Origin of the sequence: Pseudomonas sessilinigenes, assembly GCF_003850565.1 — a bacterium.
Lineage (GTDB): Bacteria > Pseudomonadota > Gammaproteobacteria > Pseudomonadales > Pseudomonadaceae > Aquipseudomonas > Aquipseudomonas sessilinigenes.
Genome location: NZ_CP027706.1, coordinates 3,222,747 through 3,236,916 on the forward strand (window position 1 = coordinate 3,222,747; position 14,170 = coordinate 3,236,916).

The 14,170-nt window shown below is 62.8% G+C and carries 16 protein-coding genes; 6 read left to right on the top strand and 10 right to left on the bottom strand.

Going from position 1 to position 14,170, the window contains the following annotated elements:
* The first annotated feature begins 517 nt into the window (after positions 1–517).
* A complete protein-coding gene (locus C4K39_RS14860) occupies positions 518–1,723 on the top strand; it encodes an MFS transporter (RefSeq protein ID WP_437179373.1) in 1,206 nt (401 codons plus the stop codon).
* A gap of 12 nt (positions 1,724–1,735) precedes the next feature.
* On the opposite strand, the gene C4K39_RS14865 is transcribed toward C4K39_RS14860, so the two are convergent.
* The 4 genes from C4K39_RS14865 to C4K39_RS14880 form a co-directional block, all read right to left on the bottom strand.
* Complete coding sequence (locus tag C4K39_RS14865; RefSeq protein ID WP_178083966.1) at positions 1,736–2,431, bottom strand: peptidoglycan DD-metalloendopeptidase family protein; 696 nt, start codon at positions 2,429–2,431, stop codon at positions 1,736–1,738.
* Between the two features lie 338 nt (positions 2,432–2,769).
* Positions 2,770–4,770, bottom strand: coding sequence for a peptidase U32 family protein (locus C4K39_RS14870; protein ID WP_068576112.1), 2,001 nt, complete (start codon positions 4,768–4,770; stop codon positions 2,770–2,772).
* Between the two features lie 113 nt (positions 4,771–4,883).
* Positions 4,884–5,264 (bottom strand): RidA family protein, encoded by a 381-nt coding sequence (locus tag C4K39_RS14875; protein WP_068576115.1) that lies wholly within the window; start codon positions 5,262–5,264, stop codon positions 4,884–4,886.
* A gap of 92 nt (positions 5,265–5,356) precedes the next feature.
* Entirely contained in the window at positions 5,357–6,307 is a 951-nt protein-coding gene (locus tag C4K39_RS14880) for a LysR family transcriptional regulator (RefSeq protein WP_124346807.1), read from the bottom strand.
* A 139-nt stretch (positions 6,308–6,446) separates the two neighbouring features.
* On the opposite strand from C4K39_RS14880, the gene C4K39_RS14885 reads away from it, so the two are divergent.
* Positions 6,447–7,622, top strand: a complete 1,176-nt coding sequence (locus C4K39_RS14885) for a M20 aminoacylase family protein (protein ID WP_124346808.1) — start codon at positions 6,447–6,449, stop codon at positions 7,620–7,622.
* Positions 7,623–7,647: 25 nt separating this feature from the next.
* Complete coding sequence (locus C4K39_RS14890; protein ID WP_124346809.1) at positions 7,648–8,970, top strand: MFS transporter; 1,323 nt, start codon at positions 7,648–7,650, stop codon at positions 8,968–8,970.
* A gap of 338 nt (positions 8,971–9,308) precedes the next feature.
* Here C4K39_RS14890 and C4K39_RS14895 read toward each other — a convergent pair whose 3' ends face one another.
* Together C4K39_RS14895 and C4K39_RS14900 are read right to left on the bottom strand one after the other, a co-directional pair.
* On the bottom strand, positions 9,309–9,875 hold the full coding sequence (locus tag C4K39_RS14895) for a transcriptional regulator (protein ID WP_068576123.1): 567 nt from the start codon (positions 9,873–9,875) through the stop codon (positions 9,309–9,311).
* Between the two features lie 151 nt (positions 9,876–10,026).
* Positions 10,027–10,650, bottom strand: coding sequence for a TetR/AcrR family transcriptional regulator (locus C4K39_RS14900; RefSeq protein WP_068576182.1), 624 nt, complete (start codon positions 10,648–10,650; stop codon positions 10,027–10,029).
* A gap of 126 nt (positions 10,651–10,776) precedes the next feature.
* Between C4K39_RS14900 and C4K39_RS14905 the strand changes: the two genes are divergently transcribed.
* Both C4K39_RS14905 and C4K39_RS14910 read left to right on the top strand, forming a co-directional pair.
* The gene (locus tag C4K39_RS14905; RefSeq protein WP_124346810.1) at positions 10,777–11,508 is read left to right on the top strand and encodes an SGNH/GDSL hydrolase family protein; all 732 of its coding nucleotides are present in this window, start codon (positions 10,777–10,779) and stop codon (positions 11,506–11,508) included.
* A 74-nt stretch (positions 11,509–11,582) separates the two neighbouring features.
* A complete protein-coding gene (locus C4K39_RS14910) occupies positions 11,583–12,011 on the top strand; it encodes a nuclear transport factor 2 family protein (protein WP_124346811.1) in 429 nt (142 codons plus the stop codon).
* 29 nt (positions 12,012–12,040) lie between these two features.
* On the opposite strand, the gene C4K39_RS14915 is transcribed toward C4K39_RS14910, so the two are convergent.
* Positions 12,041–12,283, bottom strand: a complete 243-nt coding sequence (locus tag C4K39_RS14915; protein ID WP_068576129.1) for a hypothetical protein — start codon at positions 12,281–12,283, stop codon at positions 12,041–12,043.
* A 245-nt stretch (positions 12,284–12,528) separates the two neighbouring features.
* Here C4K39_RS14915 and C4K39_RS14920 point away from each other — a divergent pair, with 245 nt between their 5' ends.
* The gene (locus C4K39_RS14920) at positions 12,529–12,870 is read left to right on the top strand and encodes a hypothetical protein (protein ID WP_068576131.1); all 342 of its coding nucleotides are present in this window, start codon (positions 12,529–12,531) and stop codon (positions 12,868–12,870) included.
* A 36-nt stretch (positions 12,871–12,906) separates the two neighbouring features.
* On the opposite strand, the gene C4K39_RS14925 is transcribed toward C4K39_RS14920, so the two are convergent.
* From C4K39_RS14925 to C4K39_RS14935, 3 genes are read right to left on the bottom strand one after another with little or no spacing between them, the layout of a single operon-like run.
* The gene (locus tag C4K39_RS14925; RefSeq protein WP_124346812.1) at positions 12,907–13,215 is read right to left on the bottom strand and encodes a DUF7693 family protein; all 309 of its coding nucleotides are present in this window, start codon (positions 13,213–13,215) and stop codon (positions 12,907–12,909) included.
* A 4-nt stretch (positions 13,216–13,219) separates the two neighbouring features.
* A complete protein-coding gene (locus C4K39_RS14930; RefSeq protein WP_068576184.1) occupies positions 13,220–13,483 on the bottom strand; it encodes a transporter suffix domain-containing protein in 264 nt (87 codons plus the stop codon).
* A 58-nt stretch (positions 13,484–13,541) separates the two neighbouring features.
* Entirely contained in the window at positions 13,542–14,168 is a 627-nt protein-coding gene (locus C4K39_RS14935) for a DUF3313 family protein (RefSeq protein ID WP_164487288.1), read from the bottom strand.
* Positions 14,169–14,170 lie beyond the last annotated feature (2 nt).

Consider the following 14,170-nt stretch of genomic DNA (forward strand, 5'->3'; position numbering starts at 1 on the left):
TAGGAGCACTGCACCCTTCCAAGGCTGGAGCAATGGCTGGCTTGGTGCGCAGGAACGGGCCTGCTGGCCTCTCTTGTGAATGGAGCACCAGGCCCAGAGCAACGGGTAGCGAGTGAACTATCGGGACTCAGTGCGACAGGTCCGGCCCAGTGCCGACAGGGATTGGCACCGAGTTCACCCCGCACGGTTGGCGCAAGGTTCTGGCGCACTCCGGTAAACCTCTGGCTGCTTGCGTGGGTGTGCCCAACAGCAGGCAGGCGCCAAGCCAGCACGGTAGCGAGGTTTTGCAAGAGTCCTGCGAGAGTCGCAGATGCCCTGTTCACTGCATGAGGTTCAACGCCGGCTAGATCCATTTCTGGGCGGGAGGCGAGGGCAAGGGGCTTGACCCGAGTGCGTGGCCGAAACTAGCATCGGTCTTTCATTCAATAATTCAATTGAATGTATTGCCAGGAGTCCTCATGCCCAATCCCAGGAAAGCTTCATCGAGCTCCCGCCTCCCGCTGTGGGGAGGATGGTCATGACCGCACGAGGCCATCGCGATCAGGTGTCCATGCCTGGGACGGTCTACTGGTTGGCCCTGACCATTTTCGTCCTGACCACTTCCGAGTTCATGGTCGCTGGCATGATGCCGTCCCTGGCGGCGGTGTTCGGCGTCAGCGCGGCGCAAATCGGCTACCTGATCGCCCTGTATGCCTTGGGCATGGTCCTGGGCGGTCCCTTGCTGACGGCCTTGTTCCTCTGGTTGAAGGTGCCCAGTCGGCAAGCCCTGCTCTGGCAACTGGCCCTGTACCTGCTGGGCGCCGTAGTGGCTGCCAGCGCCAGTCACTACGGCACCATGGCATTGGCCAGGGTCATCACCGGTGTGGCGGGTTCGGCATGCATCGGCGGGGCGCTGGCGATCTGTGCCGAGACAGTGGCGCAGGAGGCCAGGGGCCGGGCCTCATCCATCGTGCTCAGCGGCATGATGCTGGCCACTGTACTTGGGGTCCCGGCGGCGACCCTTATCGACCAGCACCTGGGCTGGCGAACCAGCTTTTGGCTGGTGGTGGCGCTGACGGCTGTGTGCGTCGTGATCGTCAGGGCGCTGGTGCCGTCTTCGCGAGAGTCGAGCGGCGCTGGCCTGGGTGAGCAGTTCAGGGCCCTGGGCAGCGGCACGCTATGGGCCGCCTATGCCAGCAGCGGCTTGGTGATCGCCGCGGCCTACGCGGCATTCACCTACGTCACGGCGATCTTGACCGAGGTGTCCGGGGTACCTGGCACACTGCTGCCGATCCTGTTGGGGCTGTACGGCCTGATGAACCTTGTCGGCAACAGCCTGGTGGGGCGTTTCGCCGATCGCTTCACCTTCGCCGTACTCAGCTCGGGATTGCTGGTGCTGGGCCTGGCCTTGCTGGCCTTCGCGCTCTGCGCCGAGCAGGCGCTGTTCAGTGTCGTGGCATTCCTGGTCATCGGCCTGGTGGGCGTGCCCCTGAGCCCGGCCCTGATCGTGCGGGTCATGCGTACCGCCAATCCCGGACCCCTGGTCAACAGCGTGCATGTGTCGGTGATCAATGCCGGCCTGGCGTTCATCGCCTGGGCTGGCGGGCTGGCGATCCAGGCGGGCCATGGGCTCAAGGCACCTTTGTGGATCGGTGCCGTGCTGGCGTTGCTGGCCTTGCTGACGCTGTTGCCGCGCCGGGTCAGGGCTTCGTTGGCGCCAGCGCCACTTTGTGAGCCGGGTTGATGGTGGTGTTGCTCAACCCGGTGGTAGCAGGCGTATCGGGTCGACCGGCACGCCATTGGCGCGGATCTCGAAATACAACTGGGCGCGGTCGGTATCCTGGGACCCGGCTTCGGCGATTTTCTGGCCCTTGATCACCATCTGGCCTTCCTTGACCAGCAGTTTGCTGTTGTAGGCATAGGTACTGGTGTAGGACGGCCCGTGCTGGAGAATCATGAGGTTGCCGTAGCCGCGCATGTAGCCGGCGAACGCCACCTTGCCGCCGAGGCTGGCGTGGATCGGCTGGCCCTCGGCGGTGGCGATGCGGATGCCCTGGTTGAGCTTGCCGGTAGGCGAGAAGCGTCCGATCAGCACCCCGCGCAGCGGCCAGGTCCAGCCCTTGAGAGTGACCTTGGGCATCGGCGGGGCAGGCGGTGGGGCCTTGCTCCTGCTGGTGCTGGTTCGTGTCTTGCTGCTGGCCACCCGGGTCGTTCTGGGGGCGCCACCGCCCACCTTCAAAACCTGGCCGACTTCCACGGTATAGGGCGCCTTGAGACCGTTGAGCCGCGCCACTTCCTTCCAGTTCGTGCCGTTGCGGCTGGCGATGGAATACAGGGTATCGCCGCGCTGGACGCGATACTCGCCAGCCTTGAGGGGCCCGGAGTTGGAGGGCTTGGAACTGCACGCCGACAGAGTCAGGAGCAGGGCAATGAATACGAATCTTGCGAACACACGTTATCCATTCTGTCTTGATAGGAGCGGGGGCCGGAGTGCGGCCAGCGCCGGAATCGGCTTGTCGCTCAGCGAGGTCGGCCACTATACCTGTTTGCCGATCGACCGGCGCGTAGTAGACCACGGCGACTGACAGGGAACTCCCCCCTGGCCGAGAAAAAAACGCTACGTACGTAGAAGAGGGGACGTATGTGCAATGAAACCAAGCATGGCGCGTAACAGGCGGAACATTGTGCCTGTCAGCGCCGGGCTATTGGCAGGTGCAGGCTGGTGGCCTGGATTCTGGAGTCTGGAATCTGCAGCGGGCGCGACGGCATTGCGCGGCGCCCGCCAGCCACTCAATGCGGTGCGCGGTGAATGGTCTTGAGCAGGTCTTCGGGGCTGATATGGCCCACCACCGAGTCTGCACTGCTGCCGGGCAGCGGCAAGTCGAGGATATGGCCCTTGATCTTGCCCACCACGTGCATTTCGCAAGGCTTGCAGTCGAACTTCAGGGTCAGCACCTCGTCACCGTGCACCAGCTGCATCGGGGCCACCTTGGTACGTACGCCGGTCACGCCCTTGGCCTGCTTGGGGCACAGGTTGAAGGAGAAGCGCAGGCAATGCTTGGTGATCATCACCGGCACTTCGCCGTGTTCCTCGTGGGCCTCGAAGGCGGCGTCGATCAACTGCACGCCATGGCGATGGTAGAAGTCCCGGGCCTTCTGGTTGTAGACGTTGGCCAGGAACGACAGGTGCGATTCGGGGTAGACCGGCGGCGGGTTGCTTTCGGCTTTGCGCGAGCCCCGTGGATGGGCGGCGATCCGTGCGGCGTCCAGGGCTTCGATGGCTTCCCGGCGCAGGGCCTTGAGCTGGGAGTTGGGGATGAAGTAGGCCTGGGGGGCGTCCAGCTTGACGTCGGTGGCGTGGTAGCAGGTAGTGCCCAGCTGGCCCAACAGGTCGCGCAATTGCTCCAGGGCCTGCTCCGGCTTGTTGGCCACGCCAAAGGGGCCGTCCAGGGCGACGCTGATGCCGATGCCTTCTTCACTGGTGGCGCTCAGCTCCAGGCGCTCCTCGCGCAGCCGGGCCTGCCAGGCCAGGCCGATGCGGCGTTCGGCGGAGGTACGGGTCAGGGCCTGCTGCCAGTTGTGGTCCAGGTTGCGGCTCAGCGGATGGTTGGGGCGCAGGCGATGCAGGCCCTCGGGCATTTCGTTGGGCTCGACGCGATAGCGATAGCGCTTTTCACCGTCTTCCTCGAACTCGCCGCGGGCTTCGGCGATGTTGGCGCGAAAGCCCACCACCTCGCGCTTGACCAGCAAGTTGAGGCCGTCGCCGTTGGACAATGGCTCGAAGGTCACCACCTCTAGGTCGCGCTTGCCGACCTTTTCCACCACGCCCACCGGCAATCCGGTGAAGGTTGGTGAGTCGAACGCGCCGATGTCGATCTTGCGCTCGCTGACGAAGTAGTCGGTGCTGCCACGGTGGAAGGTCTTGTCCGGGTCGGGAACGAAGAAGTGCGCGGTGCGGCCGCTGGACGCGCGAGCCAGGTCCGGGCGGTCTTCCAGTACGTCGTCCAGGCGCTGGCGGTAGTAGGCGGTGATGTTCTTCACATACCCCATGTCCTTATAGCGACCCTCGATCTTGAACGAGCGCACCCCGGCTTCGACCAGGGCGCGGATGTTGGCGCTCTGGTTGTTGTCCTTCATCGACAGCAGGTGCTTTTCGTAGGCGATCACGCCACCGTGCTCATCCTTCAGGGTGTAGGGCAGGCGGCAGGCCTGGGAGCAGTCGCCGCGGTTGGCGCTGCGACCGGTCTGGGCATGGGAAATGTTGCACTGGCCGGAGAAGGCCACGCACAGGGCGCCGTGGATGAAGAATTCGATGGCCGCGTCGGTCTCGGCGGCGATGGCGCTGATTTCCTTGAGGTTCAGCTCACGAGCCAGTACCAGCTGGGAGAAGCCGGCCTGGTCGAGGAACTTGGCCCGCTCCAGGGTGCGAATATCGGTCTGGGTGCTGGCGTGCAGTTCGATGGGCGGAATGTCCAGCTCCATCACCCCCAGGTCCTGGACGATCAGCGCATCGACACCGGCGTCGTACAACTGATGGATCAGTTTGCGCGCCGGCTCCAACTCATTGTCGTGGAGGATGGTGTTGAGGGTGGTGAATACCCGGGCGTGATAGCGACGGGCGAATTCCACCAGCTGGGCGATATCGCTCACCTCGTTACTGGCGTTGTGGCGGGCGCCGAAGCTCGGGCCACCGATGTACACCGCGTCGGCGCCATGCAGGATGGCTTCGCGGGCGATGCCGACATCGCGGGCAGGGCTGAGCAGTTCGAGGTGATGTTTGGGCAAGGACATGTTTTTTTAATCAGGCTTATCAGGGTCAAGGCGCGCATTGTAGCGGCGAAATGCTTGCCCGGCACCCGTGTGCTGCCCGGTGGCGGCTGCGCACTGGGCGCAGCCGCTTGGCATCAGGCCTTGGCGGCCATCGCGGTGACTTCCACGCGCATTCCCGGCACTGCCAGCGCCGCTACGCCAACGGCCGCGCGAACTGGCCAGGGCTTGGCGAAGAAACGCTGGTAGACCTCGTTGAAGGCTGCGCGATCGGCCATGTCGGTGAGGTAGATGGTCAGGTGCAGGACCCGGTCCATGGAGCTGCCGGCGCGCTCCAGCGCGACCTTCAGCGCTTGCAGGGTGCACTCGCTTTGCAGGGTGATGTCGCCCAGTTCCAGGCTGCCGTCGGCATGGGTCGGGATCTGGGTGGAGACCAGCAGGCCGCCGAAGCCTGCGACGTCGGAGGAAATGGAGTCGGCGTCCGGATCGGGCAGGAAGGAAATATCTTGGTTTGCCATGGGGCTCTCTTGTTCGAGGGGGTTACAAGGGCAGGGCCGTTCGGGGCGGTCGCTGCGCAAGGTTTGCATCATGCCATCCGTGGCCCGGCGGTTCAAAACTGCAGGCTGAGCATCCTGGCCAACTGCCGTTGCGCCTCTCTGTGGGAGCGATTGCAGGCCTTCAACGTGTCCTGCAGGCACTGGACGAAACACTGGGCGGCCGAATCCAGGGGCTGGTCACGCAGGTGGATCACGCTGGCTTCGCTCTCCTCGAGGGGTTGCTCGAGGGTCAACGCCCGGACCCTGCCCTGCAGCGGAGGACAGAGCATCATGGGTTCGGGGGAGTAGCCGAGCATCCCGGCATCGGTGATCAGGCTGCTGAGCATGGCACTGGACTGGGCACAGACGATGCGCCCGGGGTCTATGTGCAAGCCGTGGCGTTCGAATAACTGGTGCATGAGTGGCGCTTGGCTGGACTGGCTGAAGTTGATCACCCAGTCATCCTCCAGCAACTCGGCCAGCGAGCGCGCCGAGCATCGTGGGTGCTCGTGCACCGCCAGGACCTTCATCCGGTAGCGTGCCAGGGGCATGTGCACGAACTCCTGGGGGGGCAAGGGGGCGGCTGGCCCCAGGGCCAAGTGCATCAAGCCATTGCGCAGCAGCGGCAGACTGACGGCCAGCAGGCCTTCATAGACCTCCAGCTGGACCTTGGGCAGCGCCTGGCGAAAGGCCTGGACTGTGCTGGCGAGTACGGTCTGGCCCAGCCAGGGGGTCACCCCTACGCACAGTCGCGAGGGCGTTTCTCCTCGTAGGCTGGCCAAGTCGGCCTGGGCTTTTTGCAGCTGGCTGGCGATCTGCGTGGCGTGTGGCAGCAGGATCTTACCGGCCGGGGTCAAGCGGGCCCCACCGGTATGGCGGACCAACAGGGCCAAGCCCTGTTCTTCTTCCAGTTCCCGCAGGGCTCGGGTCACTGCCGCCTGGGACACCCCCAGGCGGCGGGCAGCGGCGCGGATTCCGCCGCCCTCGGCAACGGCCACCAAGGCCTGCAACTGATGGAGTTTCACTGGGGGCTCCTGAATACCAACGGTTGTCACGACAACGTTTTTGCGGCTTATGCCTGGCATTTTCCGGCGCTAGGTTAGGTCAATGGACCGGGGTCGGTCCATGCGCTGCACGTCACATAGACCTTCAGGACACGACACCATGCATGAAACCCGGATAAGTCCCGGAATCGCTGAAATCACTCCGGCAATGATCGAGTTGCGACGGGCGCTGCATGCCCAGCCGGAGCTGGGATATGAAGAGTTCCTTACCCGTGAGCGGGTGGTCGAGCTTCTACGCAAGTGGGGCTACGAGGTCCATCTGGAACTGGCCGAGACTGCCGTAGTGGCTAGCTTGCACAATGGCCATGGCCCTAGCCTGGGGCTGCGGGCAGAGCTCGATGCGTTGCCGATAACCGAGCAGGGCGAACATCCATGGCGCAGCCGCACACCCGGCAAGATGCATGCCTGCGGGCATGATGGGCACATCGCGATGCTCCTGGCCGCTGCTTGTGAGCTGGCTCGCAATCGCTGCTGGCGCGGCACCCTGCATCTGTTCTTCCAACCGGCAGAGGAAGGACATGGAGGCTCTGGCGCCAAGCGCATGCTGGAGGAGAACGTCTTCGAGCTGTTTCCCTGCGATGGGATTTTCGCGCTGCACAATTCGCCAGGCATGCCGGTTGGCCGGTTCGGGGTGTTGGCCGGTCCATGCATGGCGTCTACCGACAACATCGTCATTCTCATCGAAGGTGTTGGCGGTCATGGTGCCATGCCGCACAAGAGCGTGGACCCGGTGGTGATCGGTTCCTCACTGGTCATGGCCCTGCAAAGCCTGGTGTCGCGCAATGTACCGCCCAGTGACATGGCCATCGTGACCGTTGGTGCATTCCTGGCGGGCGATGCCGCCAACGTCATCCCCCAGCAGGCCGAGTTGCGCCTGAGCGTGCGGGCCTTGCGACCTGAGGTCCGGCAGATGCTCCGGGCGCGAATCCAGAGCCTGGCCGAACTGCACGCCGGCAGCTTCGGCGCCAAGGCCCGGGTGATCTTCGGTGAGGGGTATCCGGTCCTGGTCAACGACCAGCAGGCCAGTTCGCTGGCCGCCGGGGTGATTCGCGACTGGCTTGGCGAAAACGCATTGGTGCAGGGCCTGCAACCGATTTGTGCCAGCGATGACTTTGCCTACTGGCTGGAGCGTGTGCCCGGCTGCTACCTGTTGATCGGCAATGGCGACGGCGCGGGCAGTTGCGAAGTGCATCACCCGGAATATGACTTCAACGATCAAATCTTGCCCCTGGGCGCCAGCTTCTGGGTACGCCTGGCCGAGCGTTTTCTGGCCTGAATCGAACGCCTGAGAGGAACCGTTGATGACAACAACAAAAACAACGACCACGACCCTGCTCGATGCGGCAACTGAGTCGCCCCGGCCCAAGCATTACCGGGCGATTGCCGCGATCTGCCTGGGCAATGCCCTGGAGTTCTACGACTTCCTGGTCTACAGCATGCTGGCAACGCTGATGGCCCGGTTGTTCTTTCCCTTTGGCGATCACACGCTGATTCCCCTGATGCTGTCGCTGGCGGTGTTTGGCACCGGCTTCGTCATGCGTCCGCTAGGCGGTTTGCTGATCGGCCTGTATGCCGACCGTGTGGGGCGCAAGGCGGCGTTGCGCCTGACCTTGTGGTTGATGGCGAGCGGCTCGCTGTTGTTCACCCTGGCCCCTACCTACGCCCAGGCCGGGCTGCTTGGGCCGGCGGTGATCATCCTGGCACGTCTGGTCCAGGGGTTTGCTGTAGGCGGGCAGATTGGTAGCTCCACGACGATGCTGATGGAGTATGCGGATAAGGATTCCCGGGGCTACTACTGCAGTTGGCAGACGTTCAGCCAAAGCCTGGGCATCGCCTTCGGCGGGGTGCTGGTGATGAGCCTGAGCAGTCTGTTGAGCGCCGAGGCCATGGATAGCTGGGGCTGGCGACTGGTATTCGCCGTCGGCATCCTGGCGATTCCCATCAGCGAGTACATCCGCCACCGGCTGCCGGAGACCGAGGTGCACCGCAAATTGGTACGCCAGGAGCCGGAGGGCGAACGCCAACTCAAGCTGCTGTTGCGCCACCCGAGGCAGATAGTGGCCGGAGTGCTGCTCGTGACCGGTGCCACCGTGCCTATCTATACCATTCAGTTCTACCTGGCGAACCATGCGATCAGTGTCTTGCACATGCCCCTGGCTGTGGCGACCTGGGCGGCTATCTTCGCTTGCCTGCCACCGTTGCTGCTGTCCGCCCATGCGGGGCGGTTGAGTGACCGCATCGGGCGACGCAAGTCGATCTTCTGGCCACTGCCCATCCTTCTGGTTGCCATCTACCCGGCGTTCCTGTTGGTCAATCTGTATCCGAATATCCTGATGCTGCTGGCGATCGTGACAGTGCTGAGCATCCCCTTGACCTACACCATCGTCCCTAACATGGCGCTCTTGCCTGAATTGTTTCCGGCCCGGATCAGGGTCAGTGGAATGTCCATCGCCTACTGCATCGGCGTGGCGGTCTTCGGAGGGTTCACCCAGTTGTTCGCTGCCGCACTGGTCAGCCTCACTGGCAGTCCGAATGCCCCGGCCTGGTACATGTTCGCGGCTATCGTACTGTCCCTGGCGGGGTTGAAGTTGGCACCCGAAACAGCTGGCAGGGAGTTGGATTGACAGGAAAAGAAGCAGGACTGCGCCGGCATCTAAGGTTACAAATGGATCAATTGAGTCAATATTGACTCATTGGCGGCTGCGAAGTATCTTGTCGCCAGTTCGGACTTTTCCGGATATTTCATCGGTAATCCGTGTGCAGGGACGGCGCTGACACCCTCCCAAGCCCAAACAGCACGAAGTGCCCTGGCCGCGTTGCTCTGCCATAGGTCAAGGCACGGATGGATGTGCCGGTCCAGCTCCTTTGGTTGGCCGCAACCAGCCAATTTGCCCCGTCGGCCTTCGGACCGCGGGGCTTTTTTGTGTGCCGGCAATGCACTGGAATGGGGGAGGACAGCCCGTCAGGCAGGCTTGGTGGTGGCAATGGCGCCATGGAGGAACATCTGTTCCACCACATTGGCCGAATTGGCGCTGGCCGCGCGGCCACGGCGCTCGGCATCGACAATGCCGAAGATCAGGGTGAGGAACAACTCGGTGAAGACCTGGGCGGTGATATCGATGCGGAACACTCCTAACTGCTGGCCTCGCAGGAAGAACGCATCCAGGGCATCGGTATAGAACTGCCAGCGTTCGTCTTCGCCGTCGTTGAGCATGGTGTCGGGGCGGTACTGGAACAGCAGGAACACCAGCATTTCGCGATGGGCCAGGTGCTCGCTGACCAACGAGCGCAGGGCGGCTACGGGCTCGTCATGTTGCAGGTCGGTGCTATCGATGATGCGATTGAGTACGCCTTGGCCGTGGTCTTCCATCATCTGCAGCAGCTTGTCGCGCGTGCCGCAGAAGCGGTGCAGGGTGGCCTTGCTCACTCCGGCGAGTTCCGCCAGCTCCTTGAGGGTCGCCCGCGGACGGTCGACGATGGCCTGGGCCAGCGCCTTGATGAGTCGTTCGTCTTGAGGGGTCAAGAGCATCAGTGGACCTCGTGTCAGTTGTGAAATGCACGCATTGTGCAGAAATAGTCGATGGCTTCAACGCCAATCAGCGATTGGATGAGGAAAACCGCCACTCAAGTCGCGTTCCAGACGTTGGTTCCAGGAGCACCTTCATCGCCACCCGATGGGTTCAACCCGGGTGACCGGCCTGAAACAACTGCTGGAAACCTTGCAGGGTGCTGTCCACGAAGCGTTCATCGGTGGTGCCTTCAGGGAAATCCAGGACACCCTGAATAACCAGGGAGGCCAGGCCGTGAGTGTAGGACCAGCCGGCGAGGGCCGCTCGCCGCACCTGTGGCTCGTCCACCTGCAGGTGCAGTAACTCGGCGATGATGCGCCGCAACTCGCCGAAGGCCTGTTCTCGGGCGATGGACAGCTCGGGGAGCATTTCGCCGGTGGCGAACTCAGGGCCGAACATCAATTGGTACAGCGCCGGATTGCGCCGAGCGAAACCGAAGTAGCTCAGGCAGGCGTTGCGCAGTTTCTGCGTACCGTCGACGGTGCTGTCGTTGAACACCAGTACCGCTGCCAGCTCACGAAACCCTTCGGCTGCGAGGCTGCCGACCAGCTGGGCACGATTGGCGTAGTGATGATAGGCGGCAGTGGCACTGACGCCCACGCGCTCGGAAACCGCTCTTAATGAAAGCCGGGTCGGTCCCACTTCCTCCAGCATTGCCCGGGCGGCAGCCAGGAGCTGCGGTGCCAGGTTGCCCACGTGGTAGGAGTCGCGCGAGCGTGGGGAGTTCTTGGTCATGGGAAGTTCGCCGGTATGGCCTGAAGGGGCCTGAAAAGCGCGAAATCCTACCACGGCGATTAATCTTGACGCTGATAAGATTGCGCCTTAGCCTGCATCCCATCTCTTGCATGGGGCTCGTCAATCATGTTGCAAAGCCTGTCCGGATTGCTCCTGGCGCCGTTGCTGCTGGCCCAGGGGCGCTATGTGCGCAGGGTCACTCCACGGCTTGCAGAACCTGCTGGCGAACGATCCGGCGCCTGTGGTGCCGGCCCCTTGCTGCGGTTGTTGATCATAGGGGATTCGGCCGCCGCCGGAGCGGGGGTGATGCACCAGGCCGACGCCCTGTCTGGCCAATTGGCAGCGCGCCTGTCCGGGCACTTCACCCTGTCTTGGCGCCTGCTTGCCCAATCCGGGCTCGATACCCCGGCATTGCTGCAAAGAATCGAAGACAGCGATACCGAGGATTTCGACGCCGTACTGGTTTGCGTCGGTGTCAATGATGTCACCGGCGGTATCGGTGCCAGGGCTTGGATGAGCTGTGTGGCTCGCTTGGTGGCGTTGCTGCGCAAAAAGTTCGCAGCCCCCCGGGTCTTGCTGTCCTGCGTGCCACCGATGCATGCCTTTGCTTCCCTGCCGCAGCCTTTGCGCTGGTACCTGGGGAGCAGGGCGCAACGCTTCAACCAGTTGCTTGGCCAGTGGAGCCAAGCGCAGCCCGGGGTAACCCTGGTGGCCGGCGAGCTACCACTGCACGACGACATGCTGGCCGTGGATGGTTTTCATCCTGGGGCTCTGGCTTATGGAATCTGGGCCGAGGAGGTGGCGACCGTGTTGCGCCAGCCCTGGGTCGCAGCGCGCGGTTGCCGGCCTGGCAACTGAGCCACTACGCCGTCCCCAGGCAAGCTGGGCGACGGAACCTGAGTAGCATCACCGATGCTTGAGAGGAGAACCCGATGTCGGAATTGAAACTGCACTCCAAGGCCCAAGCTTCCCTGCAGCGCTGGCACGCGATGATCGAGCGGCGGGATCTTGGCGACTTGCCTGAACTGCTGGATGCCGCTGTAGTGTTTCGCTCACCGATGGCCCATACGGCCTATCCCGGGGCCCCGGTGGTGGCGACCATCCTGGGGACTGTGCTCGAGGTCTTCGAGGATTTCGCCTATCACCGCGAACTGGCCACGGCCGATGGCCTGAATGTGGTGCTGGAGTTCAGCGCCAGGGTAGGCGACAGGCAGCTCAAGGGCATCGATATGATTCGCTTCGATGAGCAGGGCAAGATCGTCGAGTTCGAGGTGATGGTGCGGCCCATGAGCGGGCTCCAGGCCCTTGGTGCGCAAATGGCGCAGCGCTTGGCCGGCTACCTTGCGGCGAGCAAGTCCTAGGCTTCGATCCGGCTATGGCCTGGCGCCGCTCATTGCGGGGCCAGCCATGAGGCCATCACCCGGCGGTCGAGTTCTTCCCAATCCGCCATGCCCAGTACCCGTGTGGTGTTCAACCCGCGAAGATAGCCGCGCAACTGATAGGCCACTTCACGGCGTACCTGCGGGTCGGTGGCCGGGTCGGCCAGGGCGGTTTCATAGTCGATGAGGTAATCGGCTACCCGCTCACGAAATTCTGGCAGGACAGCGTCACGGATAAGGTCGAAAGTTCGCACGAGCAATTCCTTTTTTAGTTGTAATCGGACTGCCTGGCAGTCTGCACGCGGCACAACTATCGGTTCAAGTGATAGTAACAATCAAAAAACGCATATTCTGATTTGCCGACCGACAGTGGAAAATGCGCGCCGTCGCAGAGGCTGGCCAAAGAGTCGGCTTCTGGAGTCCATTAATGAACGCAACGGCAGCGCCGTGACGCCGAACCGTTGCGCAACGAACCAGATTTTATTCCAGGATTTCACCGATGCGTGCTTCACCCGTTGCTGCCTTGACCCTTGTTTCCCTGATGCTGGCCGGCTGTGCTTCGGCACCGAACGATCCGACACTGGTCATGCAGACCAAGAAGACTCCCACCGAATATGCCGATTGTGTGGTGCCAAAACTGAAGGAGCAGGCACTGGTCCCGGTGGTCTCCCAGACCCAGCGCAGCTATCGGATCGTGGTCGTCAGCAAAGTAGCGGCCAATAACGTGCTGGAAGCCTACAAGGCACAGGGTGGTGGCAAGGTATTCCTCTACGAGCGCCATTTGCTGGCCTCGAGCTTTACTCCATCGGCTTTCGAGCGAACCGCCCAGGACTGCCTGTAGTTCGCTGGCGCGCCCCGGCAGGCGTCGGCGCGAGGCTCAGATTGTAGTGCCGAGCAGTTGCTCGATCCGGGCCAGCTCCCAGGTACTGAGCAAACTGACCGGGTCTGTACCGAAGCGCTGGCGGTTATCGAGCCGCCATTGCCTTCCTTCGACCGTGGTGCAGCACAGGCAGTGCAGCAGGCGTGGGCCATCGAGGTCCAGGAGCAGGCACCAGCCGGCGATGTCCACCAGGACCTGGTCGCCGGCATTTGCCATCTCGATTCGTTGCAATAGGTGGATGCCAAGGGCAGCATCGCGCAACCGCTGGCAGACCTCACGTGCGCTCAGGGCACTTGCCTGTGTCATGTTCTCACTCACCACGTTTGAATTTGCGCATGGCCCACTCAAACTGCTGCCTGCACCATTGCTTGATCTGTGCCCAGTATTCCTGGCCGAGAATGGCGATCACCAGCAGGGTCAGCAACTCGCCGCCTATTGCCAATACAGAGATCACCAGGGTCTTTTGGGGAATATCGAGGAACGGCAAGATAGGCAGGGCAATCCAGTAAAGCAACACCACCGCCAGTAACGACAGGCCAAGTTTTTTCCTGAAGCCCAATGGGTTTCCAGACATGCTCATCTCTCTTCTTCAATGACTGCAGTGGCGTGCGACGGGTCTCGCAGGCGTTGTTTCATCGCCTGGCATGTCCCAGTGGGGCCAGGAACGTCGCGGCTTCAGTGGCGAACTCCTGTGCCAGGGCCTTGGCATGGGCCGCGCGCTGGTAGCTATCGAGGATGTCGAAGAAGCCGGCGTCGTCGGCCAACAACAGCAGGGCCTCCTGGCGGCCGGTACGGGCATCGAGCGCCTCGACTTCGATTGACAGCCCGCCGTTCTTCACCGGTCCCAGCAGTGGCGTGGCCAGGGCATTGATCACCGGCCAGGCTTCGGCAATCCGCATCACTCGTACCCTGACCACCAGCGTGTTGCTGCCATTGGCGCGCGGGGAGAGCATGAAGTGACGGCTCAACTCGGCCTCCAGGCGTTGTTGCAGCGCCCTGTCCACTTCAAGCGAAACCTCAGGCGAGGTGTCCCTCGCGACCGCGGAGGTTATCTGTATCGGCTTGACCAGCACCTGGACGTACTGGCCGTGGTGAGCGGCATTGGGGGTAATGCCCATGCCGCGTTCGCCGGTCTTTTGCAGGCCCTGGTAGCTCAAGGCCTGGCCTGAGCGTATTACGGGCGGGCTGCCACACCCGCCGACCAGCAAGGCGCCGGCCACCAGCAACAACAGGCGACCGCCCTTGAAAAGGGTTTTCATTA